We start from the raw sequence: 19,660 nt of genomic DNA on the forward strand, positions 1-19,660 counted from the left end.
TTTTCTGCGGAAAAGGTAGGGAACAAATAATATACCAACCGGGAAACGGCACAAAGTAAAGCATTTTTAGCCGGGATTCAAAAACGGAAAGGTCCGCTGCCGCCTCCCGCAGCGAATTAACATCCGCATAACGGAAAGATAAATATTCCTTCACGCCCGCTTTACGTTACGGAAACATTGTCCCCGTAACTTTGCCGGCGAATCAAGCAACCAAACGACAACTACATGAAACACTGCGGACGCCACTACTGCCTTACGACCTTTCTCATCCTGTTTTTCTCGCTCGCCCTCGGGGCACAGACCCGTCCGGGCCTCATACGCGGACGGGTCACCGACGCGCAGACCCAGGCCCCGATCGTCGGTGCCAGCGTCGTCATAGAAGGCACCTCCCGGGGAGTCTCCACCGACGACAAGGGGGAATTCCTGCTGGGAAACCTCGCTCCCGGCACCTACCGAATCCGCATCTCGATGCTCACCTACAAACCTTTCCTCTCGGAACCGCTCGCGTTGAAAAAAGGGGAGGAACTGGTGCTCGATGCGGCGCTGACCGAACAGGTGAGCGAAATGGAGAACGTAGTGGTGGTGGTCTCCCGTCCGGTGGGCACCGATGCGGGACTGATCTCCCAGATGCGTGAAGCCTCGCTGGTGGCCAGCGGCGTCTCGGCCCAGCACATCGCCCGCACGCAGGACAAGGACGCCTCGGAGATCGTCCGCCGCATTCCGGGCATCTCGATCATCGACAACAAATTCATTATCGTGCGCGGACTGGCCCAACGCTACAACAACACGTGGATCAACGGCGCGGCGGTACCCAGTTCCGAAGCCGACACGCGGGCCTTTTCGTTCGACATCATTCCCTCCTCGCAGATCGAGAACGTGATGATCGTCAAATCGCCCGTGGCGGAAGTCCCGGCCGACTTCGCGGGCGGGTTCGTACAACTGCGCACCAAAATCGTCCCCGAAAACAATTCGGTCTCGGTGAGCTACGGCACGGGAATCAACACGGCCACCCATTTCAAAGATTTCAAATACGTCAAAGGCAGCGGCACCGACTTCCTCGGCTGGGACAACGGCATGCGGAGCTTCAACGGTCCCGACGGCCGGATCGACAACAACGACGCCGCCATGGTGGACCGGATCACCCGCGAGGGATTCAACAACGACTGGCGGGTGCGCAGCCGGCGCCCCCTCTGGGACCAGAAACTGAACGTGGCCGTGAACCGCTTCTACCGCCTCCGCAGCGAAGACAGGATCGGGTTGCTCTTCTCGGTCAACTACTCCAATTCGAACAAAAGCCTGACGGACATGGAGAACAACCAGTACGGTGTCTATAATTACCGGGAGGACAAGCCGCAGGCCAACTTCAAATACACCGACGACCAGTACACCAACGACGTGAAGCTGGGCGCCATGTTCAACCTGTCGTGGATACCGAAACCCAAAGGCGGGACCATCAGCAAATACGAGTTCCGCAACCTATTCAACCAACTGGGTCTGTCGCGCTACACCACCCGAGAGGGGTGGCGCAACGTGAGCGGGTATTACGAACAGCAACAGGACGAATATCTCTATGCCAGCCGCACGGCCTACACGGGACAGTTCGCCGGCGAACACCGGATGGCCCGCACGAAAGTGGACTGGAACGCAGCCTACTCCTACTCCAACCGCAACCAGCCCGACCGCCGGATCATCGAACGGGAGAAGAACCCCGAAAACGAAATCTACGAATATTCGATCGACCAGGGCAGCGTGTCGCGCTACTTCACCTCCCTGCACGAACACCTCGTCTCGGCCGGAGCGAACCTCAGCCACCCATTCGGCCCTTCGGCTGACAAACCCGCCGAACTGCGGGCCGGAGTCTACGGCGAATACAAAACGCGCGACTACGATACCCGCGACTTCATCTACAAATGGAACAACACGGGCAACCGGCTTCCCGACGGTTTCGCCAGCCTGCCCACCGACCAGATTTTCGCCCCGGAAAACCTCGGCACCGGCAAGCTGACCGTGCAGGACAACACCGACAACACCGACAACTACTCGGCTTCCAACTACCTCACAGCCGCCTACGCAGCCGTAAACGTGCCGCTGGGCCGCTTCAACCTCTACGGCGGAGTACGTTTCGAACGGTTCGTCACCTCGCTCAAAAGCTACACCCAGACGGCAGGCGACCGGACCCGCACTTACGACTACGACTACAACAACCTCTTCCCGTCGGCCAACTTCACCTACGACCTGACGAAAAAATCGCTGTTGCGGCTCGCCTACGGCATGAGCGTCAACCGGCCCGAATTCCGCGAACTGTCGCCCTCGACCTACTACGACTTCGACATGTTCAGCACGATCACCGGCAACCCGGAACTGAAGCAGGCCACGATCCACAACATCGACCTGCGCTACGAACTCTATCCGGGGGCGGGCGAAACGGTCTCCCTGTCGCTCTTCTACAAGCGGTTCGCCAACCCGATCGAATGGATTTACGTCGATGCGGGCGGCTCCTACCAGTTCTCGTTCGAGAACGCCCTTTCGGCCGACAACTACGGTGTGGAACTGGAGGTACGGAAAGACCTCGCCTTCATGGGCATGCAGAACTTCACGCTTTCGCTCAACGCCGCATGGATCGAAAGCAAGGTCCATTTCAGCGAGGAGAGCCTGGAACACGACCGTCCGATGCAGGGACAGTCGCCCTATCTGGTCAACGCGGGGCTCTTCTACCGCAACCCCGAACTCGGGCTGAGCGTGGGAGCCCTCTACAACCGGATCGGCAAACGGATCGTGGGAATCGGCCGGGTAAGCACATCGGGAGGCGACACCTTCAACAACAACATTCCCGACATGTACGAGACCCCGCGCGACGCCGTCGACCTCACTTTCGGCATCCGGCTGAGCAAGACGTTCGAACTGAAGGGATATGTCCGCGACCTGCTCTGCCAGCGGGTGGTCTTCGCCCAGTATCCCGAATTCAGGGACGAGGCGGGCAACGTGCACGAACGCACGCAGATCACCAAGAGCTACGACCCCGGCCGCAGCTTCTCGCTCTCCCTCACGGCGACATTCTGAAAAAGACAACCATAACGACACAACCAACTTTTTAAAAATCAAACGATGAAAAAGCATCTGATCCTATTGGCGGCAGCCTGCACGATGATCCTCTCCGGCTGCTCGGACGACAACGACGGCGGCAACGGAGGCAATCCCGGCCAGGGCGAAAACGGACTGGTCTTCACCGAAAACGGAGTGAACTACATCGGCAACGGAGACAAACACTTCCCCGCTCCCGTGGGCGACTACACGCTGGACGCCTCCAAGAAATACGTGCTGCGCGGCTGGGTCTACATCCAGAACGGGTCGAAGATCACCATCCCCGCCGGAACGGTGATCCGGGGAGACAAAGAGACGATGGCCTCGCTCATCATCGAACCGGGGGCGCAGATCATCGCCCAGGGTTCGCGCACCGCACCGATCGTCTTCACCTCCAACCAGCCCGCCGGACAGCGCAAACCGGGTGACTGGGGCGGCCTCATCATCTGCGGAAACGGCATCAACAACAAGACCAGCCAGCAGATCGAGGGAGGACCCCGCACTACCCACGGAGGCAACAAGGAAGACGACAACTCGGGCATTCTGAGCTATGTCCGCGTCGAGTTCGCCGGCTATCCGTTCGAGACCGACAAGGAGATCAACGGCATCACCTTCGGCTCGGTGGGCAGCGGCACGCAGGTGGACCACGTGCAGGTCTCCTACTCCAACGACGATTCGTTCGAGTGGTTCGGCGGTTCGGTCAACTGCAGCTATCTGGTGGCCTACCACGGCTGGGACGACGATTTCGACACGGACAACGGGTTCAGCGGCCGGATGCAGTTCCTGCTGAGCGTGCGCAATCCCAAACTGGCCGACACCTCCTACTCCAACGGCTTCGAATCGGACAACAATGCCGACGGCAGTACCGAAGAACCCTATACGCAGGCGGCCTTCTGCAACGTGACGCTGATCGGTCCGGCGGGACAGGACGAGAACTTCACCAACGTCAGCAGCGACGGCAACTATATCGACGGCGGCACGTTCAACCCCAACAACGGCTCGAAACTGGGCCAGTTCCAGAGCGGCGTGCAGATCCGGCGCAACTCGCGCATCTCGCTCGCCAATTCGGTCGTGGCCGGGTGGCCCGTCGGACTGATCGTCGAGAACGACAAAGGTTCGGCCACCCAGACCTACGCCGCTTCGAACAACCTCGTGCGTAACGTCTTCTTCGGGGGATACGACACCGAAGCCGAAAGCTATGACAACACGAAAGGAGCCGCCTGCATCCTGGGCAGCGACGTAAACAAAAAATTCGAAGACCGCTACTCCGACAACGCCGGAACGTCCTACGACGACGGCGAGCCCTACTCCTTCTCCCATTCCTACGTGGTCGAGGCTTCGCGGAACAACACGGTGAAAGCCACGATCGCCGAACTGGGACTGGGCATACTCTCCGGCACCGCCCCCTCGGTCGCCGTAGCCCCCGACGGGGCGAGCATCCTGAAAAACGCTTCGCTCACCGTCCCGTCCGGATTCGACACCAAAGGCAACGGTTACGCCGGGGCATTCGCCGGCACTTCCGAAGCCGACAACTGGATGGCCGGCTGGACGGAATTCGATCCCCAGAACAAGGTCTATTGACAATTTCCCGGAAGGGAAACCCGGATACCTTTTACTTTTCGGCGGACGACCGGCCTTGTGCCGGTCGTCTTTCTGTCGTTACGGGACAACGGCGGCAGCCCCCTTCCGGCAAAAGAGGATACAGGAGGCGTAATCACACCCCGAATAGCCTCTCGGAGGCTTTCTCAAAAAAATTTCATCGGAGACGAAAAATTTTTCAAAAAAATTTTTGCGATATAAAAATTTATGTTTTAACTTTGCACCACGTTTAAGGACGTAACATTGAGCTATGGTGTAATGGTAACACTGCAGATTCTGGTTCTGCCTTTCTTGGTTCGAGTCCAGGTAGCTCAACAGAAAAGGGGTAATCCGACCGGATTACCCCTTTTCTGTTATTTCCACCATTTTTTCATCCGATTTGCGGGCAGGATTATCGGACCTGAAATTTTTCTTGTTACTTTTGTAGCCGTTCCACTCGACGAATGAACGAATTATGAAAGCAATCCATCTCTTTTCGACATGCCTGTCCCTTCTGGCGGGGATGATCTCCGTCTCCGCCCAGCCGCTCACGCCCCGGCAACGCGCCGACCGGCTGCTGGAGAAAATGACTCTGGAAGAGAAAATCGGCCAGATGAACCAGATTTCAGACAAAAGCAAACTGACGGGCCCCGTCACGGAACGGGGATTCAGTTCGCTGGCCGAACTGGTCGAGAAAGGAATGGCGGGTTCGCTGCTCAACGTCACCGACCCGAAGGCGATCCGTGCCTATCAGGAAGCCGCCCTGCGGTCGCGGCTCGGCATTCCGCTGATTTTCGGGCTCGACGTGATCCACGGCATGCGTACCATCGCCCCGATACCTCTGGGCGAAGCGGCCAGTTTCGATCTGGAAGCCATCGAACGGAGTGCCCGGTGGGCGGCCACGGAGACGGCCGCCTCGGGTATCCACTGGACGTTCGCCCCGATGGTGGACGTCTGTGTCGACGCCCGGTGGGGCCGCGTCATGGAGGGGGCCGGAGAGGACCCCTACTACGGCTCCGCCGTGGCCCGCGCCAGGGTCAAGGGTTTCCAGGGCGACGACCTGAGCGCCGCGAACACGATCATGGCCTGCTGCAAGCATTTCGCCGCCTACGGCGCGGCCGTTTCCGGCAAAGACTACAACAGCGTGGACATGTCCCGCGGCCATTTCTACAACTATTACATGCCTCCCTACAAAGCGGCCGCCGAAGCGGGCGTGGCCACGTTCATGAACGCATTCAACGATTTCGACGGAGTACCCTGCACGGGCAACGCGTTTCTGTTGCAGGAACTGCTGCGGGAGCGGTGGCAGTACCCCGGTTTCGTGGTCTCCGACTGGAATTCGGTGGGCGAGATGGTCCCCCACGGCTATGCCGCCGACCGCAGGGAAGCGGCGGCCGCGGCAGCCGATGCCGGATGCGACATGGAGATGTGTTCGCTGTGCTATTTCGACCACCTGAAAGAGCTGGTCGAAAGCGGCCGGGTGCCCGAAAAGAAAATCGACGATGCCGTGCGGCGGATTCTGACCGCCAAATTCGCACTGGGTCTCTTCGACGATCCCATGCGCTATTGCGACACCCTCCGCATGCGGCGCACCGTGCTTTCGGACGAAATCCGGGCGGCGGCACGCGACATGGCCAAACGATCGGTCGTCCTGCTCAAGAACGACCGCCGCGTACTGCCTCTCCCGGCAGATATCCGGAGCATCGCATTGGTGGGTCCGCTTTGCGACTCGCAGACCGACATGAAGGGCGGCTGGGCCGGAGAGGGAGTGGTCGATTCGATCGTCACCCTACGCCGGGCGCTGACCGACCGGGGCTATACGGTGCATTTCGCCGAAGGATACGACCCGGCCACCGGCAGGGAACGCGACACCGGGGCGGCGATACGTGCAGCCCGCAGTTCGGACGCCGTGATCGTGGCGGTCGGGGAACGTGCGTCGGACAGCGGCGAAGCCAAATCGCGCGGCGAACTGAATCTTCCGGCCGGACAGCAGGAACTGGTAAAAAAACTGGTGGACACGGGCAAGCCCGTCGTCGTGCTGGTGATGGGCGGCCGGCCGCTGATCTTCAACGGGATCAGGGAGTGCGCCCCGGCGATCCTCTTCACCTGGTGGCTGGGCACCGAAGCGGGCAACGCAATGTGCGACGTGATTTTCGGCGAGTATAACCCGTCGGGCAAACTGCCGATGACTTTCCCGGCCCACATGGGGCAGCTTCCGATCTACTATTACCACAAGAGCACGGGCCGGCCGGCCGACCCGGCCAAATCGCATACCACCCGTTTCATCGACATCGAAAACGACCCGGCCTACCCCTTCGGATACGGACTGAGTTACACGACGTTCTCGGTGTCGGCTCCCCGGCTGGAAAAGGCGGTGCTGGCTCCCGGCGAGGAGACCCGGGCGCTGGTAACGGTAACCAATACGGGCGAGCGGGCCGGAGAGGAGGTCGTACAGCTCTACGTGCGCGACCGTTTCGCCTCGGTGACACGCCCCGTGAAAGAACTTCGGGGTTTCCGCAAAGTGATGCTCGCTCCGGGGGAATCCCGCACGCTGGAATTTCCGGTCACGAAGGAACAGCTCGGGTTCTACACCAACGACGGGAAGTTCGTGGTCGAACCGGGCGACTTCGACATCATGGCCGGGAACAGCTCGGACAACCTGCTCCGGACCACCCTCACCGTCACGCAACAATAACCCAAACATAAGAATCAGACAAGTGAAAAAACTTATCATTTTGCCGCTGCTCGTTCTCTCGCTGGCAATCTGCCAGCAGAGCCGGGCCCAACTTTATGCCATCAAGACCTCGCTGCCGGCGCTGGCCACCACGAATCTCAACCTGGGAGTAGAAATGGCCGTGGCCAAAAAGGTTTCGCTCGAACTGCACGGCTACATGAATCCGTGGAAATTCACGGACAACTACAAATTCATGTTCGGCGGCGTACAACCCGGCGTACGCTACTGGCTCCGCGAGACCTACGGCGGCTCTTTCTTCGGCCTGCACGGAGGATTCGCCGCCGGCGAAGTCACCTTCAACGCCAACCGCTACAAAGGCTACTTCACCAGCGTGGGCGTGTCGTACGGCTACGCATGGATGCTGGGTGTACGCTGGAACATGGAGGTCGAGGGCGGACTGGGATATTACAACATCCAGTACAAAAGTTTCGACAAGACACGAAACGACTGGAGCTACCGGCGGTCGAAATCCCTGCCCGGTCCCACCAAGCTCTCTCTGAACCTGGTCTATCTGTTTTAAGGTCCGACGATGCGCACCCACACAGGCATCCTGCTGACCGCAGTCATGGCGGCGCAGATGCTCCTCTCCTGCTCCCCCGTCCGGAAAATGGAGAGGAGCGCACAGCCGGTCGGCCTTTCGCAGACCGCCAAACGCAAACTTCCGACCGCTCCGCCGGCCGAAGCGATCGAGGCCAACGGCACCAACGTCACGATCATCAAACGGGACAACGGCATCTCCTACCTGACCGAAATCGAATACGAGGAGGACGGCGCGGCCATCTCGAAGATCGACATCGAGAAGATCGTGGTAACCTCCTCCCTGAAAAGCGTTCCCGAACGGTTCGGATTCATCACCATCGACTTTCTGGTGAACATACCCAAAGAGTTGCAGCAAAAGGACTGGAGCATTATCGTCACCCCCCTGCTGCACCGGACCGACACGACGATCCGTCTCGATCCGGTCGTGCTGCGCGGCCCCCGGGTGGACCGCAAACAGGACCGGGAATACCTGCGGCGGGACCGGCTGGAAAAACGGCTGGAGGAGATCGACTACAACCGGTACACGCTGCGCAACGAACAGGCGACCGTAGCGGAACGCCGGGCCGCCCTGTTCGGCAAACCCGCACCGGTCTACACGGAACGCGCGGCAGCCAAACGGAAACGCCGCGACGCCCACGAGCCGGGAGTGTGGCAATCGGAACGCAACTTCCGGTACGTGACGGAAATCACCCAGCCGACCTATCCCGAAGCCCGGCTGGATTCGGTCGTCACGCAGGCAGGAAATATCCGTTACCACTATTCGCAAAACATCCGCGCGGACGAAAACAACGCTCGGATGAAGCTGACCCTGGAGGGTCGGGCCCGGGACTTCTGGGGCCGGGAACTGGCGCTGGAGGCAAGGGACACGCTCAGTTACACGGTCACGTCAATGACCGGTTTCATCGACCGCACGCCGCGCTACATCTACCGGATCATCGAAAAGTACGCCACGGTAAACGACCGGAACTGGATCACCTTCCCGCTGGGAAAATCCCGGATCATCGACACGCTGGGCAACAACCGGACGGAGCTGGAAAAGATGACCTCCCGGATGAACACCCTGCTCAACCAGTACGAATTCTTCATCGACAGCATCGTGCTGACGGCAGCCTGTTCGCCGGAGGGTTCCATACGGGTCAACGACCGGATATCCCGCGCCCGCGCCCATGCCGTGAGGGACTATCTGGCCGAGAAGTTCGGCGACCAGGTCGACACGCTGATCGAAGTCCGCTGGATCGGCGAGGACTGGGACAATCTGATCGGCCTGCTGCGCAGGAGCCGGGAACTGGAACACAGCGACGGGATCATCGACATCATACGGTCGACCGGCGAACCCGACCGCCGCGACGTACTGATCCGGCGGGCCTACCCGGACGAATACGAAAAGATGCGGGAAGAACTCTATCCCAAACTGCGTTCGGTCAATCTGAAATATTCGCTGCGCCGGGTCGGCATGGTCAAGGACACGGTTTACACGACGGAACTCGACTCGGCCTACATGCGCGGCGTGGAACTGCTCGAAAAGAAGGACTACCGGGGTGCCCTGAAGATACTCGATCCCTACAAGGACATCAACAGCGCCATCACGCTGATGTCGCTCGGATACGACAAACAGGCGTACGAAATCATGGTGACCACGCCCGACACGCCCCAACGGAACTACATGCTGGCGATTCTATGTGCCCGTTCGGGACGGATCGAACAGGGCCTGAAATTTTACAGCCGGGCCTGTGCCGCCGATCCGACGCTGGAATACCGGGGCAACCTCGATCCCGAAATCCAGTTCCTGCTGCGCAGGCAGGACCGGGAGGAGTAACCGACCGTCTCCCCTCCCCGGAGACACAGGCAAAAAAGGGCCGGACATGATGTCCGGCCCTTTTTGCATATCCGTTTTTCCGATGCCACCGGCCCTCTTCCGAAGCCGATGCCCGTGTCGAAACAACGGTCGAAAGGGAATTCGCCCCTATTGCTTTTTGATGGAAGGCACCTTGCCGGTGAAACGGTTCGGGGAAAGCATCAGGAATTTCAGGTCGGGCAGCTTCTCGATGGAGGGAGGAACCGTTCCCGTCAACTGGTTGGCATTCAGAATCAGCGCAGTGAGCGAAGTCAGATCGCCCAGCCCGGCCGGCAGTTCTCCGGAAAGCTGGTTGTGGCTCAGGTCGATCCGGGCCGAAGCACAGGGCTTGGTAAAGAGCGTCATGCCGCCTATTCCGGCCGGGATGGACCCCGTAAGCTGATTGTTGCGCAGGTCGAGCAACAACTGTGCACCGCCCTTGCCGTCCGCCCGGGGAGCCGTATGCTGGGTGTCGCGTCCCATGGAGACGATCTCGGCGGGAATGGTTCCGGTAAGCTGATTGTAACCCAGGCTGATGTTCATCAGACGGGTCATCTTTCCGATCCCGGGAGAGATCGTACCCGAAAGTTTGTTCCGTGTCAGCAGCGCCTGGCGCAGATAGGTCAGGTCATAAAAGGCGTCGGGAATTTTTCCCTCCAGATTATTATCGCGCAAATCCAGCTTCAGCACGCGGCCCCCGCCGACCGAAGTGATGCCGTACCACCCCTCGCCGGTGCCTTTGTCGTAGGCCTTCACATCGGCAGGTCCCTTTTCGGTGAAATCCCATCCCGAATTGTTCTTCCAGTTCGGCCCCCCGGTCGCTTCGTAAAAAGCCTTCAGGGCATCGAAATCCTCCTGCGTGACCTGTGCGGCAGCCGTGAGCGAAAACAGCAGACCCGCCGCCAGCAAACATTTCATTTTCATAATCAAATTTTTTTAGGATTAGTTATCGTCTCCGTCCCCGGTCTCCCGGACGCGGAATTCCGACCACAAGATAGCAATTTTTCCGAAAAAACGGCAACCGGCCCAGGGTCCGCATTGCTCGTTCCGGTTTTTTGGCCTAATTTTGTCCGTTGCGAACACCCTAAAACGAGAAAAATGAGATCGCTGTTTCTTTCGCTGCTCCTCACGCTGGCCGTACTCGCCGCCGGGGCGCAGCGCGTCACCTACTCCATCAACGAGACCTGGCGCTTCCACAAGGGAGAGGCGGCCGGGGCCGAAGCACCCGCCTACGCCGACGAAAAGTGGGAAATCGTCACCCTTCCCCACACATGGAACGCACAGGACGCCGACGACGACACACCGGGTTACTACCGGGGCGTGGGATGGTACCGCAAACACGTACGCATCGGGGAAGAGGCGGCCCGGGGACAGACCTACATCTATTTCGAAGGGGCCAACCAGGAAACGGACCTCTACGTGAACGGCCGCCATGCCGGACACCACACCGGAGGCTACACCCGGTTCTGTTTCGACATCACGGAACTGATACGCCCCGGACAGACCAACGTGCTGGCCGTGAAGGTGGACAATAAGGACAATCCCGATATTCCGCCCCTGTCGGCCGACTTCACCTTTTTCGGCGGCATCTACCGGGACGTTTACCTGATCCATACACCCGCGGTCCACATTTCGACGACGGACTGCGCCTCTTCGGGCGTCTACATCACCACCCCCGAGGTGAGCGAACGGAATGCCGAAGTGAACGTCCGCACGCTGGTGGACAACCGTTCGGGCCGGAAAAGCAGGGTGAGGGTGGAAAACACGGTCTACGCCCCGGACGGAACCCGGACCGTGCAGGCCTCTACACGGATCGAGGCAGGCGGCGGAACGACCCCGGTCGTGCAGGAAAAAATGACCGTACCTCAGCCGGCCCTCTGGAGTCCCGACGCCCCCAACCTCTACCGGGTGGTGACACGCCTGTACGACGACCGCACGGGCGCCCTGCTCGACGAGGTGGTCAATCCGCTGGGACTGCGCTGGTTCGAATTCTCGGCCGACAAAGGTTTTTTCCTCAACGGGAAACACCTGAAACTGATCGGCACCAACCGCCATCAGGACTATCTGGGCAAGGGCTGGGCGCTGGACGACATCGTGCACGTACAGGACGTGCGGCTCCTCAAGGCGATGGGCGGCAACTACCTGCGGGTGGCCCACTATCCGCAGGACCCCGTGGTGATGGAGATGTGCGACAAACTGGGCATCCTCACCTCGGTGGAGATTCCCGTCGTGGACCGCATCACCGAAAACGCCGCCTTCGAGAAAAACTGCCTCGACATGGCCGTAGAGATGGTCCGCCAGGATTTCAACCGGCCGTCGGTGGTGGTCTGGGCCTACATGAACGAAGTGATGCTCCGGCCGCCGTTCAAGGGAGATTCGGTGCGCCATGCGATTTACGGCAGAAACGTGGCGGCCCTCGCCCGCAAGATCGAAAACACGATCCGCCGGGAAGACCCTTCGCGTTACACGATGCTCCCGTGCCACGGCAGTTTCCCGGCATACGATGACGCCGGCCTGCTGCAAATCCCGATGATCGTGGGCTGGAACCTCTACCAGGGGTGGTATTCGGACACCTTCCCTGCCTTCGACCGGGTAATCGACCGCTTCCATCAGCGGCTGCCCGACAAACCCCTTTTCATCACGGAGTACGGCGCGGACGTCGATCCCCGCCTCCATTCGTTCGCCCCGCAGCGGTTCGACTATTCGGCCGAATACGCCAACCTCTACCACCGTCACTACGTGAAGGCGATCATGGAACGCGATTTCATCGCCTCGGCCACGATCTGGAACCTCAACGACTTCTATTCGGAATCGCGCGGCAATGCCGTTCCCCACGTCAACAACAAGGGGATCAACGGGCTCGACCGCCGGCACAAGGACACCTACCTGCTCTACAAGGCCCGTTTCAACCCCGAACCCGCCACGATGATCGGTAACGCCGGCTGGCGAGTACGCGGCGGCGCGGAGACGGCTCCGGGCGAATGTACCCAGCCGGTGGACGTCTATTCCAACGCGAAAACCGTGACCCTCTGTCTGAACGGGAAATCCCTCGGGGAACGGCCCGTCCGGGATTTTTACGCCACGTTCGACGTTCCTTTCGCGGACGGTATCAACACGCTGGAAGCCACGGGCGACAACGGGACGAAGGATCTCCTGCGGGTGGACTTCCGACTGGTCCGCCGGAATCCCGGCAGGGAGTTCCGCGAACTGAACGTCATGCTCGGCTCGCAGCGCTATTTCGAAGACCCGGAACACAGCCAGATATGGATTCCCGAACAGGCCTACACGCCCGGCAGTTGGGGTTACGTGGGAGGCAAGCCTTACGGCAAGCCGACCCGTCACGGAGCGCAGCCCGCATCGGACAACGACATCTACGGAACCCGGCAGGACCCCCTGTTCCAGACCCAGCGCGTGGGACTGGAGGCGTTCCGGGCGGACGTTCCCGACGGACAGTACGCCCTCTACCTCTACCTGGCTGAACTGGAGGGTGATCCGCAGCGGGAGCCGCTCGCCTACAATCTGGGTGGCGACGCGGTCGGACCGAAGAGCACGGGCAAACGGGTGTTCGACATTTCGGTGAACGGCATTCCGGTGCTGACCGGACTGAACATCGCCGAGGAGTTCGGCGCATCGCGGGCCGTGGTCAAAAAGGTGATCGCCGAAGCGGCGGACGGCAAGGGGCTTACCGTCTCCTTCGGCAAGCGGGAAGGGGAACCCGTGCTGAACGCCATCCGCATCTACCGCATCTACTGATCGGCCCCGTTTTTGCAAAAGAACACGGAATAAAAACATTCGTCATGGCAAAGATCGCAACGAAAATCACCCAGCTGATCGGGAACACCCCGTTGCTGGAGACCGAAAACTACAACCGGACCGAAGGGCTGGAAGCCACCCTGCTCGTGAAACTCGAATATTTCAATCCCGGCGGCAGCGTGAAAGACCGCATCGCGCTGGCCATGGTGGAAGACGCCGAACGGCGCGGTATCCTCGCTCCCGGCGCCACGCTGATCGAACCTACCAGCGGGAACACGGGCATCGGGCTGGCTGTCGTAGCGGCCGCCAAAGGGTACAGGCTGATCCTGACCATGCCCGAGACCATGAGCCTGGAGCGCCGCAACATTCTCAAGGCGCTGGGAGCGGAACTCGTGCTGACCCCGGGGGCCGAAGGAATGAAGGGAGCCATCGCACGTTCGGAAAGCCTCCGGGAGGAGACCCCGGGATCGGTGATTCTCCGGCAATTCGAAAATCCGGCCAACCCGGCCGTGCACGAACGGACGACCGGCGAGGAGATATGGCGTGACACGGAGGGGAAAGTGGACATTTTCGTGGCCGGCGTGGGCACCGGAGGTACGGTAAGCGGCGTGGGACGGATACTCAAAAGCCATAAGCCCGGCGTCCGCGTGGTGGCGGTCGAACCGGCCGACTCACCGGTGCTGTCGGGCGGGAAACCCGGCCCCCACAAAATACAGGGTATCGGAGCCGGGTTCGTGCCGGACACCTATTCGGCCGATGTGGTGGACGAGGTGATCCCCGTGGAGAGCGACGACGCCTTCCGGGCCGCCCGCAAACTGGCCCGGACAGAGGGCGTGCTCGGCGGCATATCTTCGGGTGCGGCCCTGCATGCGGCCACCCGGCTGGCCCTCCGGCCGGAGAACCGTGGCAAGGTGATCGTGGCCCTGCTGCCCGACACCGGGGAGCGTTACCTGTCGACCGCGCTGTACGATTTCGAAGGCTACCGGCTCTGAGAATGGCATAAAAAATGATGCATACGGAAGTCATGACCAAAACCGTATGCATCATGAAAAAAATGGCTCTCATTGCGACGGGTCTGATGCTGGCGGCCACCGGGGCCTTCGCCCTGGCCGCATCCCAGACCGGCGCATCCGTCAAACTGCCGGACAAGGCGCAGCAATTCATCCGGAAGTACTTTCCCAAGGCCCGCATCATCCATCTGGAGGCGGAAAAGGATTTTCTGGAAGAACTCACTTACAGCGTGGACCTTTCGAACGGGTTCGAACTCGATTTCGACAGCAAGGGACAGTGGCTCGAGGTGGACGGCGACCACAGCGCACTGCCGGAGGGAATCGTCCCCGAAAAGATCGTCTCCTTCGTGAAACGGAAACATGCCGGAGAGAAAATCGTCCGCATCGAACGTACCCGCAAGGGATACGAGGCGGAACTCTCCGACGACCGGGAACTCAGGTTCAAACCCGACGGCACGTTCATCGGATACGACGACTGACGGCCACGGAAAACGGCAACCCGCAGGTTGCCGTTTTTTCATACTCCCTACCGCCTACCGGACGTCGGACTCTATCTCGAAGACAATTTCGTCCACGAAACTTCCCTCCGTACCGGCCCCCTCGCACCGCTCCTCTCCGACACAGCCCCGGATTTCCCTGCCGTCTCGCCCGCCGCTTCCGACCAGATCGTCCAGACCGACTTCCAACGCGTTGCAAATCGAGCACAGGGTTTTGAGCGTGACGTTGCACTTCCCCGCTTCGATCCGGCTCAGGTTCGACCGCTCGATATCGCAACGATAGGCCAGCTCCTGCACGGTGTACCCCCTCTCCTTGCGCAATTTCCTGATCCTACCCGAAATACGATCCAGCTCATCCTGAAAATCCATTTTCCCCGTGTATCATGTATGATACGCAAAGATTTTATTATATCTTTGTAAGTAGCGTATCATAAATGATACATCGTGAATTTACATCCGATTCACCGGGGGAATATTACATGCGTAAAAAAGGAGTGACGAACATGCTGATAAAGAAAAAAACCGACGGCGGTTTCATCAATCCCACCTACGAACGGTTCAACCGAATCATGGGATATATCGCCATCGCCGCCATACTTATCATATTCATCGTACTGATCGGACTGCTGTTCAAATCCTGAACGGGAAACGAACCGCGGGACCTGCCTCCGGCCCGTCTCTTCTAAAATATGGCTTTCGGAATCTCGTCGATCCGGTTGACGTAGACCACTTCGATCCCTTTCGGGGGTTTGGGCATGCTTTTGCGCAGGTATCCCGACACCACGATCCGACGGAAACCCAACCGGGCCGCCTCGCTGATACGCTGTTCGCTGCGGGAAGCGGGACGAACCTCGCCCGAAAGCCCTATTTCCGCCGTGCAGCAGACCCCGTCGGCGAGCGGACGATCGAAATAGGACGAGATCACCGCCGACACGACGGAGAGGTCGAGCCCCGGATCGGAGACCTTGAATCCGCCCGCGAAATTGAGGAACACGTCCTTCTGGTACATCTTCATGCCCAGCCGTTTCTCGAGCACGGCCAGCAGCATGTTCAGACGCCGCAGGTCATACCCTGTGGCCGAACGCTGGGGCGTACCGTAGGCTGCGTTGCCCACCAGCGCCTGCGTCTCGATCAGGTAGGGGCGGATACCGTCCACGGCAGCCCCCACGGCGATTCCGCTCAGCGGTTCGTCGTAGTGCGACAGCAGGATTTCCGAAGGATTCGTCACCTCGACCAGCCCTTCGGTGCGCATCTCGAAGACGCCGATCTCGAACGTGGCGCCGAACCGGTTCTTGATACCGCGCAGGATTCGGTAGATATTGTTGTTGTCCCCCTCGAACTGCAACACCACGTCCACGATGTGTTCCAGAATCTTGGGCCCGGCGATCATCCCGTCTTTCGTGATATGCCCGATGATGAAGATGGAGGTTCCGCTCCCCTTCGCATATTTCAGCAGGGTGGCGGCACACTCCCGGATCTGGGAGACGCTGCCCGGAGAAGAGTCGATCAGGTCGGTATAGATGGTCTGGATCGAATCCACGATCACCAGGTCAGGACGGATTTCGTCGATCCGGGCCACGATATTCTCCAGCAGGGTGTCGGCATAGATCAGACAGTCGGGATTGTCCGCCTCCAGCCGCTGCGCCCTCATCTTGATCTGCTGGGGCGACTCTTCACCCGAGACGTAGAGGGTCTTGAGACCGGGGGTCCCGAGTGCGATCTGGAGGCTGAGGGTCGATTTGCCGATACCGGGTTCGCCGCCCAGCAGCACCAGCGACCCGCGCACCAATCCTCCGCCCAGTACGCGGTTCACCTCTCCGTTGCCCAGGTCGATACGGCGGTGATGCGGCTCTTCGATCTCCCGGATCGGCATCGGACGCACGGACGGCATCTTCGCCAGGGAAACCGACGCCGCACCGCTCTCCTTCTGGAGCACCTCCTCCGTGAAGGTGTTCCACTCCCCGCAGGAGGGACAGCGGCCCAGCCATTTGGAGGCCTCGTGCCCGCAGTTGCGGCAGAAATATGCTTTTTTAACCTTTGCCATCACCGACCGGTTTCAGAGCCGCAGCGGCCCTATTTGATAAAGAAGCGGTATATGTCGTTGCCGTTGGCGAACAGCAGCAGGGCGAACAGGATAATCATGCCCACGGTCTGCGCCTGCGTCATGAAACGGTCGCTCGGCTTGCGGCGGGTCACCACCTCGTAGAGCAGGAACATGACGTGTCCGCCGTCCAGCACCGGAATCGGCAGGATATTCATCACGGCCAGTACGATCGAGAGGAAAGCGGTGATCTTCCAGAACACCTCCCAGCTCCAGTACTCCGGAAAGATATTCCCGATGGCGATCACGCCGCCCAGCGACTTGTAGGCCTCCGTCTTGGGCGAGAAGATCATCTTCACCTGCTTCCAATAGTTGCTCAGTTCGGCGCCCGTCCGGTGGAACCCGACGGGAATGGCCTCCCAGAAGGTATAGTCGCGCGTCTGCAGCGGGATCAGATTCTGGAGCGGCACCAACGCCGCACCGATCTTCCCGGCATCGGAGACCTTCACCGGCAGGGAGAGGGTCACAGGAGCACCGTCCACTTCGCGTACCACCGTAATATCGGCCGTCTGTCCCGATGCGGCCGCCAGCGCCTTCTGGTACTGGTCGAAATAGCGCATCGGCTCCCCGTTGAAGGCCACCAGCGTATCGCCCGGCAGCAGCCCCGCTTCGGCGGCAGGCATACCCTTCTCGGCATAGGCCACGACGAAAGGCATACGCGGCATCATGAAATCGGGACTGTTCAGCAGACGGGGCAGGTACTCCTCGCCGATGGTGATGCGTACCACCGAATCACCGCGCTGCACGTCGACGTGACGGGCCTGGTTGATGACGATGGCGGGAAAAATCTGGAGGGCGTCCTCGATGACCTCGCCCTCCACGCTGAGCACGCGGTCGCCGTCCCGGAACCCGATTTCGTGTCCCAGATCGTTATAGACATACCCATACCGGATATCGGAGCTGGCGAAATAGGTATCCCCCCACGTGTAGCTCATACCGATATAGATGGCGAAGGCCAGCACCACGTTCATCAGCACGCCCCCGACCATCACCAGCAACCGCTGCCAGGCCGGTTTGGCCCGGAACTCCCACGGCTGCACGGGCTGTTTCATCTGCTCGGTATCCATCGACTCGTCGATCATGCCGGCGATCTTCACATAACCGCCGAAAGGCACCCAGCCGATACCGTACTCGGTGTGGCTGTTTTTGGGCCGGAACTTGAAAAGCGAGAACCACGGGTTGAAAAAAAGGTAGAACTTCTCGACCCGGATGCCGAACATCCGGGCGAAAATAAAATGGCCGAACTCATGGATGAGCACCAGCAGGGAGAAACTCAGTACGAACTGAAGTATTTTGATCGCTATCTCCATTTTTCCGTTATCTGTAAATTCGTTAAATTATCTGTCGTTTCGATTTCATCTCTTCCGCCGCTTCGCAGGCGACCCGACGGGCTTCCGCATCGCTGGCCCCGAGATCGTCCAGTCCGGGTTCCCTCACGAAAGCGACCCGTGCGAGCGTCCGCTCCAGCACTTCGGTGATCTGCAGGAACCCGATCCGCCCCCCCAGGAAAGAGGCAACGGCCACCTCATTGGCCGCATTGAGCACGCAGCAACTGTTTCCTCCCCGCTCCAGCGCCTCGTAGGCCAGCCGCAGATTGGGAAATTTCACGGGATCGGCCTCCCGGAACGTCAGCTCCCCGCACCGGGCCAGGTCGAGCCGCTCGCCCTCCAGCGGCCAGCGCTGCGGGAAAGTCAGGGCATACTGGATCGGCAGCCGCATGTCGGGCGTACCCAGCTGGGCCTTCACCGCCCCGTCGGCGAACTCCACCATCGAATGAACCACCGACTGAGGATGGACGAGCACCTCGATCTGCGAAGGCCGCGCCCCGAAAAGCCAGCGGGCTTCGATCACCTCGAACCCCTTGTTCATCATCGTGGCCGAGTCGATCGTGATCTTGGCCCCCATCTTCCAGTTCGGATGGCGCAGGGCCTGCTCTACCGTCACCCGCTCCAGCTCCTCTGCCGGCGTGTCCAGGAAAGGGCCTCCCGAGGCGGTCAGCACGATCCTGCGGTAGGGGGTCTGTTCACCCACCAGACACTGGAATATAGCCGAATGTTCCGAGTCGATCGGCACGATCGGCACCCGTTTTTCGAGAGCCGTCCGCATAATCAGCTCGCCGGCCACCACGAGGCTCTCCTTGTTGGCCAGCGCGATCTTGCGGCCTGCCTTCAGGGCGCTCACCGTGGGGGCCAGCCCGGCGTATCCCACCAGCGCGTTGACCACCACGTCGGCCTCCGCGCTGCGGGCCACCTGCTCCAACGATTCCGCCCCGGCATAGACCTTCACGGGTACCGCCGCCAGGGCCTCCTTCACCTTCGGATAGTGCTCCCGGTTGGCAATCACGACACTGTCGGGCTCCACCTCGAGCGCCTGCTCCACGAGCCGCTGCCAGTTGTTGTTCGACGTGAGCGTCCGCACTTCGAAACGGTCGGCATGCTGCCGCACGACATCGAGCGTCTGCTCCCCGATCGAACCGGTCGATCCCAGCAATACTATTTTCTGTCTCTCTTCCACTCTTTTTTCCATCACATA

Annotated in this window: 14 protein-coding genes and 1 tRNA gene; 10 read left to right on the forward strand and 5 right to left on the reverse strand. The window is 60.1% G+C overall.

All coding sequences use genetic code 11. The features are described 5' to 3' along the window. Window positions 1-225 precede the first annotated feature (225 nt). The 6 genes from INF32_RS06850 to INF32_RS06875 all read left to right on the forward strand — a co-directional run bounded on the left by INF32_RS06850 (window position 226) and on the right by INF32_RS06875 (window position 9,749). Window positions 226-3,060 (forward strand): TonB-dependent receptor, encoded by a 2,835-nt coding sequence (locus tag INF32_RS06850; RefSeq protein ID WP_226387613.1) that lies wholly within the window; start codon window positions 226-228, stop codon window positions 3,058-3,060. A 45-nt stretch (window positions 3,061-3,105) separates the two neighbouring features. Next, window positions 3,106-4,662, forward strand: coding sequence for a hypothetical protein (locus INF32_RS06855; protein ID WP_226387614.1), 1,557 nt, complete (start codon window positions 3,106-3,108; stop codon window positions 4,660-4,662). A gap of 262 nt (window positions 4,663-4,924) precedes the next feature. Further along, a tRNA-Gln gene (locus INF32_RS06860) sits at window positions 4,925-4,995 on the forward strand. Window positions 4,996-5,134: 139 nt separating this feature from the next. Further along, entirely contained in the window at window positions 5,135-7,354 is a 2,220-nt protein-coding gene (locus tag INF32_RS06865; RefSeq protein WP_226387615.1) for a glycoside hydrolase family 3 N-terminal domain-containing protein, read from the forward strand. A 22-nt stretch (window positions 7,355-7,376) separates the two neighbouring features. Further along, window positions 7,377-7,913 (forward strand): DUF3575 domain-containing protein, encoded by a 537-nt coding sequence (locus tag INF32_RS06870; protein ID WP_226387616.1) that lies wholly within the window; start codon window positions 7,377-7,379, stop codon window positions 7,911-7,913. A 9-nt stretch (window positions 7,914-7,922) separates the two neighbouring features. Then, window positions 7,923-9,749 (forward strand): OmpA family protein, encoded by a 1,827-nt coding sequence (locus INF32_RS06875; RefSeq protein WP_226387617.1) that lies wholly within the window; start codon window positions 7,923-7,925, stop codon window positions 9,747-9,749. A gap of 147 nt (window positions 9,750-9,896) precedes the next feature. On the opposite strand, the gene INF32_RS06880 is transcribed toward INF32_RS06875, so the two are convergent. Further along, entirely contained in the window at window positions 9,897-10,691 is a 795-nt protein-coding gene (locus INF32_RS06880) for a two component regulator (protein WP_226387618.1), read from the reverse strand. Between the two features lie 174 nt (window positions 10,692-10,865). Between INF32_RS06880 and INF32_RS06885 the strand changes: the two genes are divergently transcribed. The 3 genes from INF32_RS06885 to INF32_RS06895 are packed head-to-tail and all read left to right on the forward strand — an operon-like array spanning window position 10,866 to window position 15,009. Then, entirely contained in the window at window positions 10,866-13,520 is a 2,655-nt protein-coding gene (locus INF32_RS06885; RefSeq protein ID WP_226387619.1) for a glycoside hydrolase family 2 TIM barrel-domain containing protein, read from the forward strand. 44 nt (window positions 13,521-13,564) lie between these two features. Beyond that, a complete protein-coding gene (cysK, locus tag INF32_RS06890; protein ID WP_226387620.1) occupies window positions 13,565-14,512 on the forward strand; it encodes a cysteine synthase A in 948 nt (315 codons plus the stop codon). A 53-nt stretch (window positions 14,513-14,565) separates the two neighbouring features. After that, on the forward strand, window positions 14,566-15,009 hold the full coding sequence (locus INF32_RS06895; RefSeq protein WP_226387621.1) for a PepSY-like domain-containing protein: 444 nt from the start codon (window positions 14,566-14,568) through the stop codon (window positions 15,007-15,009). Window positions 15,010-15,063: 54 nt separating this feature from the next. Here the strand turns inward: INF32_RS06895 and INF32_RS06900 are convergent, their stop codons facing one another. Further along, window positions 15,064-15,396, reverse strand: a complete 333-nt coding sequence (locus INF32_RS06900) for a helix-turn-helix domain-containing protein (protein WP_226387622.1) — start codon at window positions 15,394-15,396, stop codon at window positions 15,064-15,066. Between the two features lie 134 nt (window positions 15,397-15,530). Here INF32_RS06900 and INF32_RS06905 point away from each other — a divergent pair, with 134 nt between their 5' ends. Continuing rightward, complete coding sequence (locus tag INF32_RS06905) at window positions 15,531-15,668, forward strand: hypothetical protein (protein WP_226387623.1); 138 nt, start codon at window positions 15,531-15,533, stop codon at window positions 15,666-15,668. A 41-nt stretch (window positions 15,669-15,709) separates the two neighbouring features. Here the strand turns inward: INF32_RS06905 and radA are convergent, their stop codons facing one another. From radA to INF32_RS06920, 3 genes are read right to left on the reverse strand one after another with little or no spacing between them, the layout of a single operon-like run. Beyond that, on the reverse strand, window positions 15,710-17,071 hold the full coding sequence (gene radA, locus INF32_RS06910; RefSeq protein WP_226387624.1) for a DNA repair protein RadA: 1,362 nt from the start codon (window positions 17,069-17,071) through the stop codon (window positions 15,710-15,712). Between the two features lie 29 nt (window positions 17,072-17,100). Next, window positions 17,101-18,438, reverse strand: a complete 1,338-nt coding sequence (rseP, locus tag INF32_RS06915) for an RIP metalloprotease RseP (protein WP_226387625.1) — start codon at window positions 18,436-18,438, stop codon at window positions 17,101-17,103. Between the two features lie 22 nt (window positions 18,439-18,460). Further along, window positions 18,461-19,654 carry a 1-deoxy-D-xylulose-5-phosphate reductoisomerase gene (locus INF32_RS06920; protein WP_226388123.1) on the reverse strand — a complete coding sequence of 398 codons (1,194 nt, stop codon included), beginning with the start codon at window positions 19,652-19,654 and terminating at the stop codon, window positions 18,461-18,463. Window positions 19,655-19,660 lie beyond the last annotated feature (6 nt).

It is taken from the genome of Gallalistipes aquisgranensis (genome assembly GCF_014982715.1).
Classification (GTDB): domain Bacteria; phylum Bacteroidota; class Bacteroidia; order Bacteroidales; family Rikenellaceae; genus Gallalistipes; species Gallalistipes aquisgranensis.